Consider the following 15,225-nt stretch of genomic DNA (forward strand, 5'->3'; position numbering starts at 1 on the left):
TGAACGAGATTATTAATAATTGATCAGTATTTATACTCTTAAAAGGTATAAAAAATGACTTGAAGTTACAAAAATCAGCGATCACTTATTTTTGTAACAAAATCCCTGAAACTCAAATTTAATCGCAATTCTGGAATTGAGTCTGTGTCAAGGATTAACGTTCAGCTAAAAAAATCCTGAATTAAATGCTACCTTAATAGATCTCCATGATTAACCTTGTCCTAGGGACTGCCAAATCGACTTGAAGGAATTTTGAGTCTGTTTTAAAACTTGATTCAGGGGTTTTTGAGCTTGAAGAAATACACGAGCGCAATTGCGACCCGGCATTCCTGAAATTGATCCTCCTGGATGAGTGCCTGCACCCGTTAAAAATAAACCTTGAATGGGGGTGGTATAATTGGCTAATTCAGGGAGGGGACGGAAAAAAATCATTTGATCTAAGGTCATATCAATATGATAACAATTGCCTTTATAAGACCCTAACCGTTCTCCCAATTCCGCCGGACTTTCGACCCGACGCGCTAAAATTGAATGCTTGAGATTAGGAGAATATTCAGCAATTTTATCCAGCACTCGATCAGCGACTTTATATTTTAACTCATCCGTCCATCCGGTTCCATTTAACCCCGTTCCTTCGGCTCCTGCTATTTGATAGGGGGCAAAAAATTCAATCCATAAGGTATGTTTTCCTTCAGGAGCCATAGAGGGATCTAAGATTGTTGGAACTACTAAATAAACAGAAGGATCATGATCAGGAATTTCCCCAACGGTACATAAATTATGGGCTTTTTCAACATGATTAACAGAATCTGCAATTAAAACTGATCCGATTAAATAACTATCTTGATGATTATAGGCATCAAATCGTAAAGGTTCAGATAATGCACAATCAATTTTGAGAATCGTTTCATTATTATTAATCATTTTACGGTCTAACCGTTCTCGTAAATTGGGATCAGCCGCATCCACATCTGCCGCATCTAAACACTGTAAAAATAACCGTCGCGCATCAATATTAGAAATCACTCCCCGTTGGGCACGATATTCTTGCTGGTTTGAAACTCTAACCCCAACAGCACGACCGTTATCAATTAATAATTTTTGAACCGGAGTGTCTGTTAAAATAACGCCTCCTAAATGTTTAACTAAATTCACTAAGGCTTGAGTTAATGCACCTGTACCCCCGCGAGGTCGAGACATTCCCGGATGATGACGCATTGCTAACATACTTGCGCCGACAGAAATGCCTTTTTGAGAGGGAGGAGCGCCAATTTCTGATGCTAATCTTGCTAAAGGAGCTTTAACAATTTCGGTATCAAACCATTCATTCACTAAATCCTCTGGACTAATTAACATGGTTCTGACAAAATCTAAGATTTTATCTTTTCCTCCCAAGACTGCTAATAAATCAATAAATGCTTCTCGGTCAAAGTTTTTGGCAATATCAAGAATTGAAGTCGGAGGCGCATTAAATAAAGGGCTAACGGCATTCATTAATCGTTGCCAATACTCAACAAATTCTTTATATTTGCGGGCATCTCGTTCACTATATCGAGCAATTTCTGCACAGGTTTTTTCCACAGAACGATGAGCTAAAAAATAGCGTCCATCGGGATGAGGACAAAACACAACGGGGTCACAATATAAATACTCTAAGCCATATTTTGTTAATTCTAATTCTTCTACAACGGGGCCAAGATGGATAAATTCATGATCAATAGCACAGAGGTTAAACTTAAATCCCGGTGCCTCTTCGGGGATGACTTCTTCTGTCGTAGCAGCCCCCCCTGGAACGGGACGTTTTTCTAACAATAAAACGCTATACCCAGCTTTGAGAAGATAAGCGGCACAAACCAACCCGTTATGGCCTGCACCAATGATGATGACATCATAAGTAGACATCAGAAACCCCCCGTATTGATCACGTTGTTTAGTGTATCAATAGATGTTGATTTTTCCTAGTCCCTGGGGTAAAAAATAGAGAAAAATTTACATCTTTTGGAGGAAGGATGATTGATTTAACATCATTATCTTAGTAAAAAGATACTCAAAATTGGATATAAAATCAGGAGAAAATGATGAGTCAAAATCAAACTGAAAATTCGGAGACTTTACCCGAAGAAGTCGCCCAAAATCCAGGTGCGAGAGTCGCCGCCATTAATCGTAATCCTACCATTACTCAAGAAGAAGCAAAAAATGCCAACGAAGGAAAAGGCCCCAATGGTGCGGGCGGTGTGGCTCCCAGTTCGGCTGAGTATTACGTTCCCAGTTCTTCCAACCCTAACCCAACCGATCTTCCGAGTACCACCTAAGCTGAAGAAGTTAACAGAAACCCCACCTCAATTATTCCGCTTGGGGATAAACTGGGGTGGGGTTAGGGGTTAATAAAAGCTAATAGAAATTGTAAAAAATTCTGACCTCTGTACTTAAAGAAAAGTCATGCAGAGTTGGCAATTGAGTAAAAAAATGCTAGAATCTGATATAAGATTATAAGTTTTTTAATCGTTGCCAATCGCCTAAGTTACGACACTGCCGAAATAGGGAAAAAGCGGTTCCAAAGGAACAACCCTGACGCTGGGAAAAATCTCGAATTGTTGTTACAACTTCCAGCACGGTATCAGGATCGGCATCCAGTTGAAGATGAACTTGCTCCAACAAGGAGACAACATTTTCAGCAGGTAAACACAGACTGAGAACTTCTTTGACTTGCGTATATTTGTTGTTCACGAGCTCAGGTTTGGGTAAAGGGGAGACTAGATAGAATGATTCTATCTAAAGATAGATGAAAAAACTTGAAAGTTATTATATCTTATCATCTTCAAAACTCAGAAGTTGAGTTCGTTTTATTTGTTTTGATTAAACTTTAAACAGAGAATTAATAACCTTAAATCTTTATCTTTCTAGGCTAAATCAAGCTCTAATTCAACTAAATTTATTGAGATTGAACATTCCCATTGTTCAAGAAAAATATTCCATGACCGAAGTTCGACAATGGGTTTAATAATCTCGATAATAATGGGTTTCTTGTTTATCTCCATTAGCAACCATTCCTAATACAGGAACCCCGGCGGTGTTAATTTCTCTCAAAGCTAAACTAAAAGCTTCTCGGTCAGTTTTTCCTAAACCCACAACCATCATTAACCCATCCGTATGAGGTGCTAATAAATTAGCATCAGCTAACCCTAAAATTGGAGCGGTATCGTAAATAATTAAATCAAAAGATTCCTGCAATTGCTTCATTAACTCTTGCATTTGTTTTGAGGATAATAACCGAGTCGGATCAGGATAAAAGTCTCCGGCGGTTAAGACATATAAATTATCCTCGTTAGGAGCTTGTTTAATCACGGTTTTAAACTCTAGTTTTTCTGTAATAATATTAGTTAAACCTTGTTGATTTAAAAGCTCTAACATGGTATGAATTCGAGGACAACGTAAATCAGCATCAACTAACAAAACCCGTTGACCCATTGCTGCTGCTCCTTGTGCTAAATTCATGGCAATGGTAGATTTTCCATCAGATGGAGTTGCAGATGTAATCACACAGGAACGCACAGTTCCTTCAGGATTGAGTAAGCGTAAATTTGTATTTAAAGCTCGGAATGCCTCTTGGAATGGGCTACAAGCGGGATAGGTGATATTAGAAATATCAAGAGTCGGTGCAACAGAACCCGGAAGCATTAACGCCTCATTACTGGCTGGAATTACCCCTAATAAGGGTAAACCAATACTATCAGTAACTTCATGGGTCGTGCGATAAACATTATTGAATCGTTCCAGAATTTGAGCCGTAATTGCTCCTAAGAATAATCCCGCTAATCCTCCTAATGCTAAATTTAAAGGAACATTGGGAGAAACAGCCAGTAATTCGCCATTGGTTTGGCTGGGAATGCGAGGAGGTGCAATTAGTTCCCAAGGTTCCGGTTTCGTTTTGGGAACAACTTCTAATTGCATGGCTTGGCGTTTATTGGTGAGTTCTGTCAGTTGAGTATTCGTGGTTTTTAACTGTTGTTGTAAACTGTTATAACGACTAAAAACCACCGGAAACACTTGAGAATATTGGTTAAATTCTTGAGCCGCTTTTTCTAAAACTTCATTTCTCACCTTCAACATCTCAATATTATTAGCCGTCATCACTAACTGCTGGATGAGTTCCATTCTAATAGAATCTTGAAACCGGATAATATTAGGATCAACCTGATCAGAATTTTTTCCTAAAATCCGTTTCGCTTCCTGTTCTAATAAGGGTAATAATTGCGATCGCTGATCTAATAATACTTGAATTTGAGGAGCATTTCCTTTAAAACGGGCAGATTCAATGGCAATTTTTGTCTCTAATTGTAGTAACTCTTGCAATAAGCTTTGATATTGGGGAGATTGACTTAAGGCGGATGCGAGTAATGCTTGTTCGGGTTTTAATCCTAATTGTTGTTGTAAGGTTTGATATTGAGATTCCTGTTGCTGAAGTTGAGCTTGAGTTTCTAACTTTTGGGATTGTATTTGACTATTTTGTTGAGCTAAATATTGAGTTTGGAGTTGGGGGTCAATAAATTTATATTGTTGTTGTATTTTTTGAATTTCTTGCTGAAATTGCGGAATTTTTTTCTCTAATTGAGTAATTTGCTGTTGAATTAACTTGAATTTTTGTTCCCGATCTTGAGCCTTTTTATCTTCAGGAATACTATATTTTAAATAGCCCTCAGCAAGTTTTTCTAAAACAAATTGCACTTTCTGAGGTTCAGCATCTTGATAACTTACCTCTACAATTCGAGTTGCTTTTAACGGTTTAATTGAGAGAATATCATGTTTCCAAAAGGTTTGTCCTGTTGTTTTATTAAACAGAGAATCATAAGTCACTTCAGGATAGCGGGTTTGAATCGCTTTCAGAATTCCTGACATTAATTTAGGACTTTGTAAAATTTCGATTTGGGAATAATAATCTAAATCGGTCTTCCCCTCTACCTCAGAGGATTTAGGCTGAAGTTGAGGCTGAGATTCAACTAAAATTTGAAACGACCCTTTATATTCAGGAGTTTGATTAATTGTCCACAGATAAACTCCAGTAGTAACGGCTGTTGTCACTCCTAAAACCGCAATAGCTCGTTTCCATAAAACCTGCCAAAAATTAAATTTTTCTCCCGGATTATATTCCAAAGGATATAAATCTGCATCATAATATACAGGACTCCCGGACGGAATTCTTTCTACAGAATAGAGCGGTTTATTTTGAGGATGAGCAGCAGATAACCGAGATAATTTCCTAGTTTTCATCTTAATTTTGGGGGTAATTTCAACAATTTAAGTTTTGTAATTCGTAATTCTTAATTCGTAATTCCCTATTCCCTCTCCTAAAAAATATTAACAAACCGAAATAATCCCAAGAAATTGTTAATCGGACTTAAGGAATTTAACACTGTTCCTAAACCATCTCGGAAGGAAGCCCCCCCCGACCGACCGACAACAATAACATCATTATTTCTCAGCTTAGGATTCGTTTCTTCGTTTACTTGCGCCGATAAATTAATCGGAATTGGTCGTCGAGAAACTGTTCCATTGGGATGTAAGCGAATTAACTCCACCTCTTTCTTATTAGCACGAGATTCATTAAATCCCCCCGCCTCCACCAATGCTTGATTGAGGGATGTATTCGGAGCAACGCTTTTCGCTCCTGGGGAGACCACTTCACCCACAATACTAATTTTTAGCGTATCGGGAGAAAAACTCGCGGCGGCTACTTCTGCATTTTCTTCCGTTTCAGCCGTTGTCGCCGTTGGCACAATAATTGTATCTCCCTGTTGTAACATCGCATCTTGAGTGACATCCCCTTCCTGTAAAAGTTTCCACAAGTCAACCTGAATGTGTTGTTCTGTTCCCGTCCGGGTCAGACGTCTTACCTGAATATTTCTAATATCCGCTTGGGACGTAATTCCCCCCGCCACTTTCAAGGCTTGTGTTACAGTCAATATTCCCCCACTGGCCGTTGAAACAACACCTTCAGTTAATTGACCCGGTTCTGGGGAAACTTGGGGAATGGGTTCAGCCCTTAAGGTATGGGTTCCAGGGCGATTAACCGCCCCAACAACCGCTACATTAATCGGTTGATTGTTATTACTGGCAAAATTAGCCGTAACTAATTGGGAAGATTCCAGCGCATTGTGTTCTGTGGCGGTGGGAATATATATCGTGTCACCATCGCGCAAAGTAATATCCTGGCGTAAATCCCCCGTTTGTACCAATTCCCATAAATCCAAATTCAGAATTTTTTCTCCCCCATTTCCCAGAGAACGACGAATTTTCACCTGTCGAACATCCGCCGAGGCGGTAATTCCTCCGGCCATTTGCAAAACACGGGTAATGGTTGGTAAACGCCCCCCCATCTTCTGCACTTCTGGAGTCGCCATTAAGGAATTGTTCGTAGAGACGCGCCATGGCGCGTCTGTACTCGCAGACAACATATAAGACCCCGGACGTTGAACCTCTCCAGTCACAGCAATTTGTAGAGGACGGGCTGCGAGTAATTGCACCGTTAATAAAGGTCGTTGTAAATATTCCCCGTAGCGTTGTTGAACAATGGCGGTTACTTGGTCTAAGGTGAGCCCTTTCACCACCAAATTCCCAATTAAGGGCAAATTTACAGAACCATCAATTCCAACTTGATGCTGACCATTATTGCCACTATATTCAGGAACATTAAAAATATCCAGTTGGAGCAAATCTCCTGGCCCTAGGGTATAACCTTGGCTATCTTCAACGGGGAAATTTCCGGTTGATGGAGGAACCTGTATCGCTTGAGAAAAGGGCGATTGAGCCTGGGTTGTTGATGAATGTCCAACGATGACCGCAACGGTCACGAAAAACCCCCATAGGGTTAATTTGGGTTTTGAAAATAGAATTTTTGCCATTGAATCCAAATATTATGCGTAGTAAGCCCTTTAGGGCTTTTCCCCCATCTTTTGTATTCAGCCCTGAAGGGCTTACTACAAGAATTAACAAATCACCCTGACACTAAACCTGATTTTAACCGATAATTTTTATCGTTGTTTTTGTTAAAAAACTTCTCATGAATCAATTACAAGCGGATGTTTTAGTGGTTGGGGGAGGAACAGGGGGAACTGCGGCAGCATTACAAGCCGCTCGTCGAGGGGCAAAGACGATTTTAGTCAGTCAATGGTCAATGTTAGGAGGAATGTTAACATCTGGGGGAGTTCCAGCGCCGGATGGTAATGAATTAGTAGCATTTCAAACGGGAATTTGGGGGGCATTTCTCCGGGAATTAAACCAGCGTCAACCGGGAGGATTAGATTATGCTTGGGTGAGTTTCTTTACTTATCATCCCAAAATAGGAGCTAATATTTTAGCAGATTGGGTGAAAGCAGAACCTAATTTATTATGGATTTCAGGACAGTACCCTTTAGAAGTTGTTAAACAAGAAAATTCTATTACAGAGGTTCGATTTCAATCTTATATAATTAAAGCGAAAATCATCTTAGATGCAACAGAATTAGGCGACCTTTTAGAACTCGCTGAAATTCCCTATCGTTGGGGATGGGAATTACAAACTCAATGGCAAGAACCCAGCGCTCCTCTAGGAGAATTCCCCATCATCAAAAATACCCCTATTCAAGCTCCTACCTGGGTGTTTATGATGCAGGATTTTGGAGAAAATCAAATCGCCCCAGAAATTCCAGCACCTCCAATTGAGACTCCAGAATTATTTACAAATGCTTGGAAAAATTACGGTGCAGAATCGTTTCTCAACTATGGGAAACTTCCGGGTGAACGATTTATGATTAATTGGCCGATTCACGGAAATGATTATGATCAAAAATTAGATCGTTTAATCGGTTCCGAAACTGAACGGTTACAATTTTGGCAAGAAAGTTTTTGGCATAGTTTAAGTTTTGCCCGGTTTATTCAACAACAACTCGGACGACGTTATGGGTTAGCAACGGGAACTTTCCCCATAGAAAATCGACCTAATTTTAATACAAATCCAACTATTTTATCCGCTTTTGCTTTACATCCTTATTATCGAGAAAGCCGTCGAGTTCAAGGATTAACTACCATTCGAGAACAGGATATTTTACCGACTGACAAGGGTTATACGGCTTTATTACCCATCAATGAAAGGGGAGAATGTGAAGCGATCGCTATTGGAAATTATGCTAATGATCATCATTATACCACTTTTGAATGGCTTGTAAAACCTAAAAGTTTACGTTGGGGAGGACGTTGGACAGGAACTCCTTTTACTATTCCCTATCGAGCGTTAATTCCTATTAGTGTTAATAATTTATTCGTCTGTGAAAAAAATATTTCTGTTTCCCATATTGCTAACGGTGCGACTCGTTTACAACCTGTGGTATTAGGAATAGGACAGGCGACAGGAATGGCAGCAGCGTTATGTATTGAACAAGGAATAAAACCCCATGAATTATCGGTTAGAACGTTACAAAATGCTTTGCTAACTGATAGAATTGCTCCGCAAGCGGTGATTCCTTTATTTAATTTAACTCCCGATCACCCTGATTGGTTAAAGTGGCAATATTATTATTTAGATCACCCTGAATTATATCCGATTGATGCTAATTGTCCCGCATTTGGAATTTCTTCCTATCCTTCTCCGAATAGTCAGCCTTTTTCAGGTGTTTTTCAGCGTCAACAGGATCAAGATTATACCTTTACCCTAACTCAAGGAAAATTTACAGGTCAAACGGCAAAATTAGTCACGTTACACCCAGAAATTAACGAACAATTACAAAACCTTATTAGTCCCTCAACCTTAACGCTTTACGGACGATTCAATCTTTCAGGAAATTGGTTAATTGTAGAAACCTTGAATTCCATTCAAAACCCTTAAAAGCGGTTTTCTGAAAGTTAATTGATGTCAGTTTATTGATCAGACTGATTTCTAACTTTTACACCCGTTAAAAAAGGGTTAATACCCGGATTAAATCAGGAGAAGTCAAAAACGTTTTCCGACTAATCCTGATCTAAAGACTCAGGGTTTGTATACAGAAGTGGATAGACTTAAACGGACACTCTATTATGCAAACCTATACATCTTTAGTTTTATCAGTTTCTTTATTGATTGGTCTGACAACTAACGCTTTAGCTGTTAATCCTAGTGCCCATCAATTATCAGATATTCTAACTGACCAACAATTACTTTCCGCCCGCACCCGACTCAATGGCCCCTATGAACCCGACCGAGGTGGTGGACGTCGGGATTTCATGGATACGACCCATTCTAATGATGTGAATGCTCAACTTTAATTAAGGCTTAAAAATCAATAAAAACCACGCCATCAGAAGCCCGGTTTCTTGAAGAAATCGGGTTTCTATAATTGTTTAAAAAAAACTAAACCACTATAAAGATGAAAGGCATTATCCCAAAGACTTTCCGATTTACGAGGTACATCAATATAAGGGATAAGACGGCCTAGAAGTTGAGTATAATCTAAGGTGGTTTCTGCAAAAGGCGTAAATTCTGACCACAGTTGAGTCTGGGTTAAAGATTGATTTAACTGTTCAGTTAACAAATTCCAGTTAATGCGAGTGGTGTTTTGGCTTTGGGGAAGGGCTTGAGTTTCCTGAGAAAATTGACTAAAATCTATTCCGTCTTGAAAATTATAACTGTGATCACAAAATCTTAAAATACAACGTCGTTTTGGTAAATGTAAATCCAAAATTTGAGCATAATCTTGAGTCATTTCTTTATGCCGAAATCGATCTGATTTTCGACGACGTGGATCATAATCAAACATTTCTATAAATAACGGTAATACTCCTTCAACCCGTTGACTAACTTCTTGCCAACTAAACGTCAGAGAACCCAATTGATCCTGTTCATTTTGACAAATAATTGTCGGTTGTGGCGATAAAGATTGCAGGGATTGAACCCGAAATACATGAAGATTTTGAATCTCTGTTAAGGCGACCCAAAACACAGGAATTCCCGCCTCTAACATTTCTTGACCATAGACTTTTAATTCTCCCATTTCCCCTGTTTTATACAGTCGCCAACCCCGACTTTGTAGCTGCATTCGGGCGGTATAGGGATCGGTTTTTAACATTCGCGCCAGGGTTTTAGCGGCATTTTGCTTTTGTTCGGGGGCCAGAGGTTCTAAAATTAAAACACCGGGTTCAGTATTACTCGGATCAGCTTTAGCGTCAACAATGGCCTGTTGGCGTCGATTTTGTTCAATGGTTTCAATTCGTTGTAATCCCTGACGCGCCTGGGCAACGATTTTAGGGTTAGTGGCATCCTTCAATAATTTTCGATAAACCTTTTCCGCCGTTTCCAGTTTATCTGTGCCTTCATACCAACGCCCCGCATACAATTTTACCCAAGGATTTTGGGGTACTTGCTGTTGCAGTTGCTTTAAGAGTTTTGCGGCTTGGCGGTAGTCCTGACGGTCTAGGGCTTCTGCCACTTGTTCAAGTTCTATCATTGGTTTTACCCTATTGCCCTACTGTTATTGTGCCATTTTCTGAAAAACCCGGTTTCTTTGGCTTCCCCTGAACCTGAAATTAATGGATTGATTCAGAAACCGGGTTTTTGTTTTGATAATAAAATCACCTCCCCGTGATTAACAGGAAGGTGAAAAAATAAGGAGGGTTAAATCCGCTTATTTGGGGCAAACAGCAATATTATTGGCGTTGAGAACAATTGTTCCGGCTGGTTTTTGTTGAATTAAGATCGGGTTGCCTGTATCAGTTTTGATGAGTAAAGGACTTAAACCCAGACATCCTTGAATCGCTTCTCCCCATTCTTCGACTTTGCGGGTATATTCAGCCCGAATCCGAGGAACATCATCTAAGGTAATACCATTGGGGATCGGAGGTAAGTTGGGGATAAACACCGTATCGGTAATCACCGCGTCACTGGTAATGCTTTTATCAACGCCTAATTCATAGATAATCGGATATTTGAATGCAGAAGGTAAGGTTCTATCCGGTAACGCTAAATCAGGTAAAGTTTCATAGATAGGGGGATCAACCCGTCCGGTATCGGGATCTTTGGGTTGATATTTATAGTCAAAGTCAGAGGGAACCACAGGTACCCCAATCGGATTTTGAGCCACAGCAGGTAATTGTGAACCTACTGCGATTAGGGCGCATAACCCACCAAGCAGTTTAGACTTCATTGTTTTCATCTCCTCAATCTCACCAGCGTGAATTATCTAACACCAAAGCAATCGCTTTTTGAGTTGGACTGGGTTTCTATCTTAGATCACTAAGATAGAGTTACTTGGCAACTCTATCAAATTTTACTCTCTATATCAAGGGAGATGGGGGACAAGCAGGCCACCTATGAACCCGGTGTTCGGGAAGAGGGGGCGGAGAATCAAGTACAATGAATAGAACAAAGGATTACCACATCAACGGGAACACAATATTCATGGATGGGTTTGAAGGTGTAACGATTCCCTTACCGCCAGAGGGATATAAATCGGGATTTATCGGGATTATTGGTCGTCCGAATGTCGGGAAATCAACCTTAATGAATCAGATGGTGGGTCAAAAAATCGCCATCACGTCCCCTGTTGCTCAAACGACACGCAACCGTTTGCGCGGAATTCTCACCACTCCCGACGCTCAAATTATTTTTGTTGATACCCCTGGAATTCATAAACCCCATCATCAATTGGGTAAGGTTTTAGTTCAAAATGCTAAATTAGCGATTCAGTCTGTTGATGTTTTATTATTTGTCGTTGATAGTTCGGTGGATGCGGGCGGAGGCGATCGCTATATTGTAGAATTACTTGAACACGTCCAGGTTCCGGTAATTCTGGGACTCAATAAACAAGATCAACAACCTTCCGATTATCAATATCTTGATCAAACCTATCAACAACTCGCCCAACCTTATCAATGGCCGATTGCTAAATTTTCTGCTTTAACCGGGGAAGGTGTTGATAATTTACAACGGTTATTAATTGATCGTTTAGAACCTGGCCCCTATTATTATCCCCCTGATTTAGTGACGGATCAACCTGAACGTTTCATTATTGGGGAATTGATTCGAGAACAAATTTTATACAATACCCGCGAAGAAGTCCCCCATTCTGTTGCGATTTCCGTTGACCGTGTGGAGGAAGATCCTAAAATTACTCGAATTTTAGCGACCATTCATGTTGAGCGACCTTCCCAAAAAGGAATTTTAATTGGTCATCAGGGAAGTATGCTTAAAACCATTGGAAGTGATGCGCGTCAACAAATTCAAAAGTTAATTGACGGAAAAGTCTATTTAGAATTGTTTGTGAAAGTTCAACCGAAATGGCGACAGTCCCGCAGTCAGTTAGCGGATTTAGGGTATCAAGTTGAACAATAATAAGGTGGGTCTGAAGAAAGTTGATTCGTATTTATACTTAAAATTTGAGCAATCTCAATGTATCTCAGGAGTGCAGCAGAAATTGACTCCGTATTTATACTGAGGAAAAACTGGGGATTTTCCGCGTTTTCTGGGTCATCAGGAAAGGAGAGAAGTGGGGACATGAGGCTGTCTTCAGGCTTGAGCGTGTCATTGATTTAGAGAACTTATCAAATCTAAAAGTAATTCAAACCATTACAGGGTAGGCGTTTTCCAGGTTTGGGGTTCATAATAAGCAAATACAAGCAACACAAAAACTATCGTTTCTGGAGACTTAGTAAAAATGAATACAGACGTAACCTACGGATTATTACTGGCTCTGATTAATGGCATGATTTGTCTGTTCTTACCTGCAATTGTGTCTTATCTCCAACGTCAACGCCAGAATAATGATCAGTCATCTGTCATGACTCAGCAGCAAAACTAATGAATTTTGACTACTCTAAGTTGCGACAACCTATCGCTGTTCAAAACTCATGGGGAAATTTCAGGGCTGAAACTGTTGTCTGTTGAGGGTTTGAACTCTGTTGGTTATCTTTTGAGGTTGGCGCAACTTTTGAAAGCAATACTATATAAGGCTTTCAGCGTTTTTTGGTTTTTCCTTATTGTCAAGTCGATGGCTGAAATGGTATATTCAGATCAAGTTGGCGCGATCGCACCTCGAAAACTATATAAATTAACGGTTTCAGGAGCCTGCGGTTATAATAACCACTAATCCCTTTCAGGGATTGAAACGTATCTATACTTTTTAATTTCTTCCCTAATGGGTTTGTTATAATAACCACTAATCCCTTTCAGGGATTGAAACTTTTTTGTTTTTTGGCGGCATATTTAGAATTTAGCGTTATAATAACCACTAATCCCTTTCAGGGATTGAAACAACGCTACAAAAGCCATCCGACTTCCTACTGAGCAAGCTGGTTATAATAACCACTAATCCCTTTCAGGGATTGAAACATCATAAGCAAAATCAATCCTCGATGGCTTAAAGCGTTATAATAACCACTAATCCCTTTCAGGGATTGAAACCAGTCTTTTTCTTATGAAGTACCCCAGAAACGTTGGTTATAATAACCACTAATCCCTTTCAGGGATTGAAACGGGCAACTAGATAGACTCCCTCCTCCTATTGCTGGGTTATAATAACCACTAATCCCTTTCAGGGATTGAAACGTTGAGGTCTTAAAGTGAGCCATTGGATTAAGGTAGTTATAATAACCACTAATCCCTTTCAGGGATTGAAACTTGGCCCTCGGTTTCCGGGGGTTTTTCGTGGGTAGTTATAATAACCACTAATCCCTTTCAGGGATTGAAACTGCATAAAAGAGGCAAAAGCTCAGAATTTTAATAGTTATAATAACCACTAATCCCTTTCAGGGATTGAAACATTGCTGGGGTCATGGTTAACCCAGTCGTTCGCGTGTTATAATAACCACTAATCCCTTTCAGGGATTGAAACAGCCACTAAATTACTGAAGGGCGATTGGGATCTAAGTTATAATAACCACTAATCCCTTTCAGGGATTGAAACGTAAGACTATAAGTTTCAATTCTCAATCCTCAGCAATGGGGTTATAATAACCACTAATCCCTTTCAGGGATTGAAACAACGAACTTAAACGACGTGTACTGCCTTTCTTGTTTAGTTATAATAACCACTAATCCCTTTCAGGGATTGAAACGTAGTATTAAACGACTCAAAACCTGCGGATGCTGTAGATACGGGTTATAATAACCACTAATCCCTTTCAGGGATTGAAACAGGTAAAAGGATGGGGTGAAGGTTACAAAAGCACTGTTATAATAACCACTAATCCCTTTCAGGGATTGAAACAAAGTCTCCCTTGAATGGTTCCATCAGGTCGCAGGTTATAATAACCACTAATCCCTTTCAGGGATTGAAACAGCGCAAAACCAGAAGATTTAGAGGCTAACAAGTTAGAGTTATAATAACCACTAATCCCTTTCAGGGATTGAAACCAGAAATGCAACGACCAGTGCAGAAATGCAACAGAGTTATAATAACCACTAATCCCTTTCAGGGATTGAAACAACTTGCCCATGGTTAGAATTCCTCCTGATAGATTTCGGGTTATAATAACCACTAATCCCTTTCAGGGATTGAAACTGCTCACAGTCATCAAGGTTTAATTCCAGTTGTTGTTATAATAACCACTAATCCCTTTCAGGGATTGAAACAAGAAACCGGACTGTCTTATGTTGGTCAAACAACAGTTATAATAACCACTAATCCCTTTCAGGGATTGAAACAATTCTGATCCTTGTTCTACGGGAAACGATGAAACTGTGGAGTTATAATAACCACTAATCCCTTTCAGGGATTGAAACTCAAGTTGGGGATATTTTTACAATAAAACTGAGGGGTTATAATAACCACTAATCCCTTTCAGGGATTGAAACTAATGGCTTATTATGTGGTGTTATTTTGGGTAAACGTTATAATAACCACTAATCCCTTTCAGGGATTGAAACCTTATAGGCTGACTTATCAGGAACATAACGATTATCCTTAGTTATAATAACCACTAATCCCTTTCAGGGATTGAAACTGTGAAAATTCTTCCAATTCTTGAGTAGGGATGAGGTTATAATAACCACTAATCCCTTTCAGGGATTGAAACATCGGGATCTGATTCTATTTGAGATTTAAACTTTTGTTATAATAACCACTAATCCCTTTCAGGGATTGAAACTACTTCCGGTTAATCTTGCGGCGATGAATGCTCCTGAAGCGTTATAATAACCACTAATCCCTTTCAGGGATTGAAACCTCGATAATTGATACAGCACCATTGATCTTGACACGATGTTATAATAACCACTAATCCCTT

General features: G+C 39.6%; 11 protein-coding genes and 1 CRISPR repeat array (1 of these 12 only partly in view). Of the genes, 5 read left to right on the top strand and 6 right to left on the bottom strand.

Translation table 11 applies throughout. The features are described from left to right. Positions 1-210 precede the first annotated feature (210 nt). Positions 211-1,902 (bottom strand): beta-carotene ketolase CrtO, encoded by a 1,692-nt coding sequence (gene crtO, locus NMK36_RS01440; RefSeq protein ID WP_254172836.1) that lies wholly within the window; start codon positions 1,900-1,902, stop codon positions 211-213. A 173-nt stretch (positions 1,903-2,075) separates the two neighbouring features. Here crtO and NMK36_RS01445 point away from each other — a divergent pair, with 173 nt between their 5' ends. Next, complete coding sequence (locus NMK36_RS01445) at positions 2,076-2,312, top strand: hypothetical protein (protein ID WP_222425231.1); 237 nt, start codon at positions 2,076-2,078, stop codon at positions 2,310-2,312. 175 nt (positions 2,313-2,487) lie between these two features. Here the strand turns inward: NMK36_RS01445 and NMK36_RS01450 are convergent, their stop codons facing one another. From NMK36_RS01450 to NMK36_RS01460, 3 genes are all read right to left on the bottom strand, one after another. Further along, positions 2,488-2,727, bottom strand: coding sequence for a hypothetical protein (locus NMK36_RS01450; RefSeq protein ID WP_072719055.1), 240 nt, complete (start codon positions 2,725-2,727; stop codon positions 2,488-2,490). 270 nt (positions 2,728-2,997) lie between these two features. After that, positions 2,998-5,268, bottom strand: a complete 2,271-nt coding sequence (locus NMK36_RS01455; RefSeq protein ID WP_254172837.1) for a polysaccharide biosynthesis tyrosine autokinase — start codon at positions 5,266-5,268, stop codon at positions 2,998-3,000. 77 nt (positions 5,269-5,345) lie between these two features. Further along, positions 5,346-6,899, bottom strand: a complete 1,554-nt coding sequence (locus tag NMK36_RS01460) for an SLBB domain-containing protein (RefSeq protein ID WP_072719057.1) — start codon at positions 6,897-6,899, stop codon at positions 5,346-5,348. Positions 6,900-7,057: 158 nt separating this feature from the next. On the opposite strand from NMK36_RS01460, the gene NMK36_RS01465 reads away from it, so the two are divergent. Further along, positions 7,058-8,857: an FAD-dependent oxidoreductase gene (locus tag NMK36_RS01465; protein WP_254172838.1), complete on the top strand. Its 1,800-nt coding sequence runs from the start codon at positions 7,058-7,060 to the stop codon at positions 8,855-8,857. 188 nt (positions 8,858-9,045) lie between these two features. Beyond that, on the top strand, positions 9,046-9,273 hold the full coding sequence (gene patX, locus NMK36_RS01470; RefSeq protein ID WP_072719059.1) for a heterocyst-inhibiting protein PatX: 228 nt from the start codon (positions 9,046-9,048) through the stop codon (positions 9,271-9,273). Positions 9,274-9,338: 65 nt separating this feature from the next. Here patX and NMK36_RS01475 read toward each other — a convergent pair whose 3' ends face one another. After that, positions 9,339-10,451: a tetratricopeptide repeat protein gene (locus NMK36_RS01475; RefSeq protein WP_072719060.1), complete on the bottom strand. Its 1,113-nt coding sequence runs from the start codon at positions 10,449-10,451 to the stop codon at positions 9,339-9,341. A gap of 177 nt (positions 10,452-10,628) precedes the next feature. Beyond that, a complete protein-coding gene (locus NMK36_RS01480) occupies positions 10,629-11,147 on the bottom strand; it encodes a hypothetical protein (RefSeq protein ID WP_072719133.1) in 519 nt (172 codons plus the stop codon). Between the two features lie 254 nt (positions 11,148-11,401). Here NMK36_RS01480 and era point away from each other — a divergent pair, with 254 nt between their 5' ends. Further along, the gene (era, locus tag NMK36_RS01485; protein WP_072719061.1) at positions 11,402-12,334 is read left to right on the top strand and encodes a GTPase Era; all 933 of its coding nucleotides are present in this window, start codon (positions 11,402-11,404) and stop codon (positions 12,332-12,334) included. A 322-nt stretch (positions 12,335-12,656) separates the two neighbouring features. After that, positions 12,657-12,800, top strand: coding sequence for a hypothetical protein (locus NMK36_RS01490; RefSeq protein WP_186440347.1), 144 nt, complete (start codon positions 12,657-12,659; stop codon positions 12,798-12,800). Between the two features lie 271 nt (positions 12,801-13,071). After that, positions 13,072-15,225: a CRISPR direct-repeat array (repeat unit 37 nt; unit sequence GTTATAATAACCACTAATCCCTTTCAGGGATTGAAAC) (it continues 156 nt past the right edge of the window).

Origin of the sequence: Planktothrix pseudagardhii (assembly GCF_904830925.1) — a bacterium.
Classification (GTDB): Bacteria; Cyanobacteriota; Cyanobacteriia; order Cyanobacteriales; family Microcoleaceae; genus Planktothrix; species Planktothrix tepida.

What these genes read in the sequence shown, in the direction of transcription:
- era (WP_072719061.1), top strand. Translation starts at nt 11,402, where the DNA reads ATGGATGGGTTTGAAGGTGTAACGATTCCCTTACCGCCAGAGGGATAT.
- NMK36_RS01490 (WP_186440347.1), top strand. Translation starts at nt 12,657, where the DNA reads ATGAATACAGACGTAACCTACGGATTATTACTGGCTCTGATTAATGGC.
- NMK36_RS01455 (WP_254172837.1), bottom strand. Translation starts at nt 5,268, where the DNA reads ATGAAAACTAGGAAATTATCTCGGTTATCTGCTGCTCATCCTCAAAAT.
- NMK36_RS01480 (WP_072719133.1), bottom strand. Translation starts at nt 11,147, where the DNA reads ATGAAGTCTAAACTGCTTGGTGGGTTATGCGCCCTAATCGCAGTAGGT.
- NMK36_RS01445 (WP_222425231.1), top strand. Translation starts at nt 2,076, where the DNA reads ATGATGAGTCAAAATCAAACTGAAAATTCGGAGACTTTACCCGAAGAA.
- NMK36_RS01475 (WP_072719060.1), bottom strand. Translation starts at nt 10,451, where the DNA reads ATGATAGAACTTGAACAAGTGGCAGAAGCCCTAGACCGTCAGGACTAC.
- NMK36_RS01460 (WP_072719057.1), bottom strand. Translation starts at nt 6,899, where the DNA reads ATGGCAAAAATTCTATTTTCAAAACCCAAATTAACCCTATGGGGGTTT.
- crtO (WP_254172836.1), bottom strand. Translation starts at nt 1,902, where the DNA reads ATGTCTACTTATGATGTCATCATCATTGGTGCAGGCCATAACGGGTTG.
- NMK36_RS01465 (WP_254172838.1), top strand. Translation starts at nt 7,058, where the DNA reads ATGAATCAATTACAAGCGGATGTTTTAGTGGTTGGGGGAGGAACAGGG.
- patX (WP_072719059.1), top strand. Translation starts at nt 9,046, where the DNA reads ATGCAAACCTATACATCTTTAGTTTTATCAGTTTCTTTATTGATTGGT.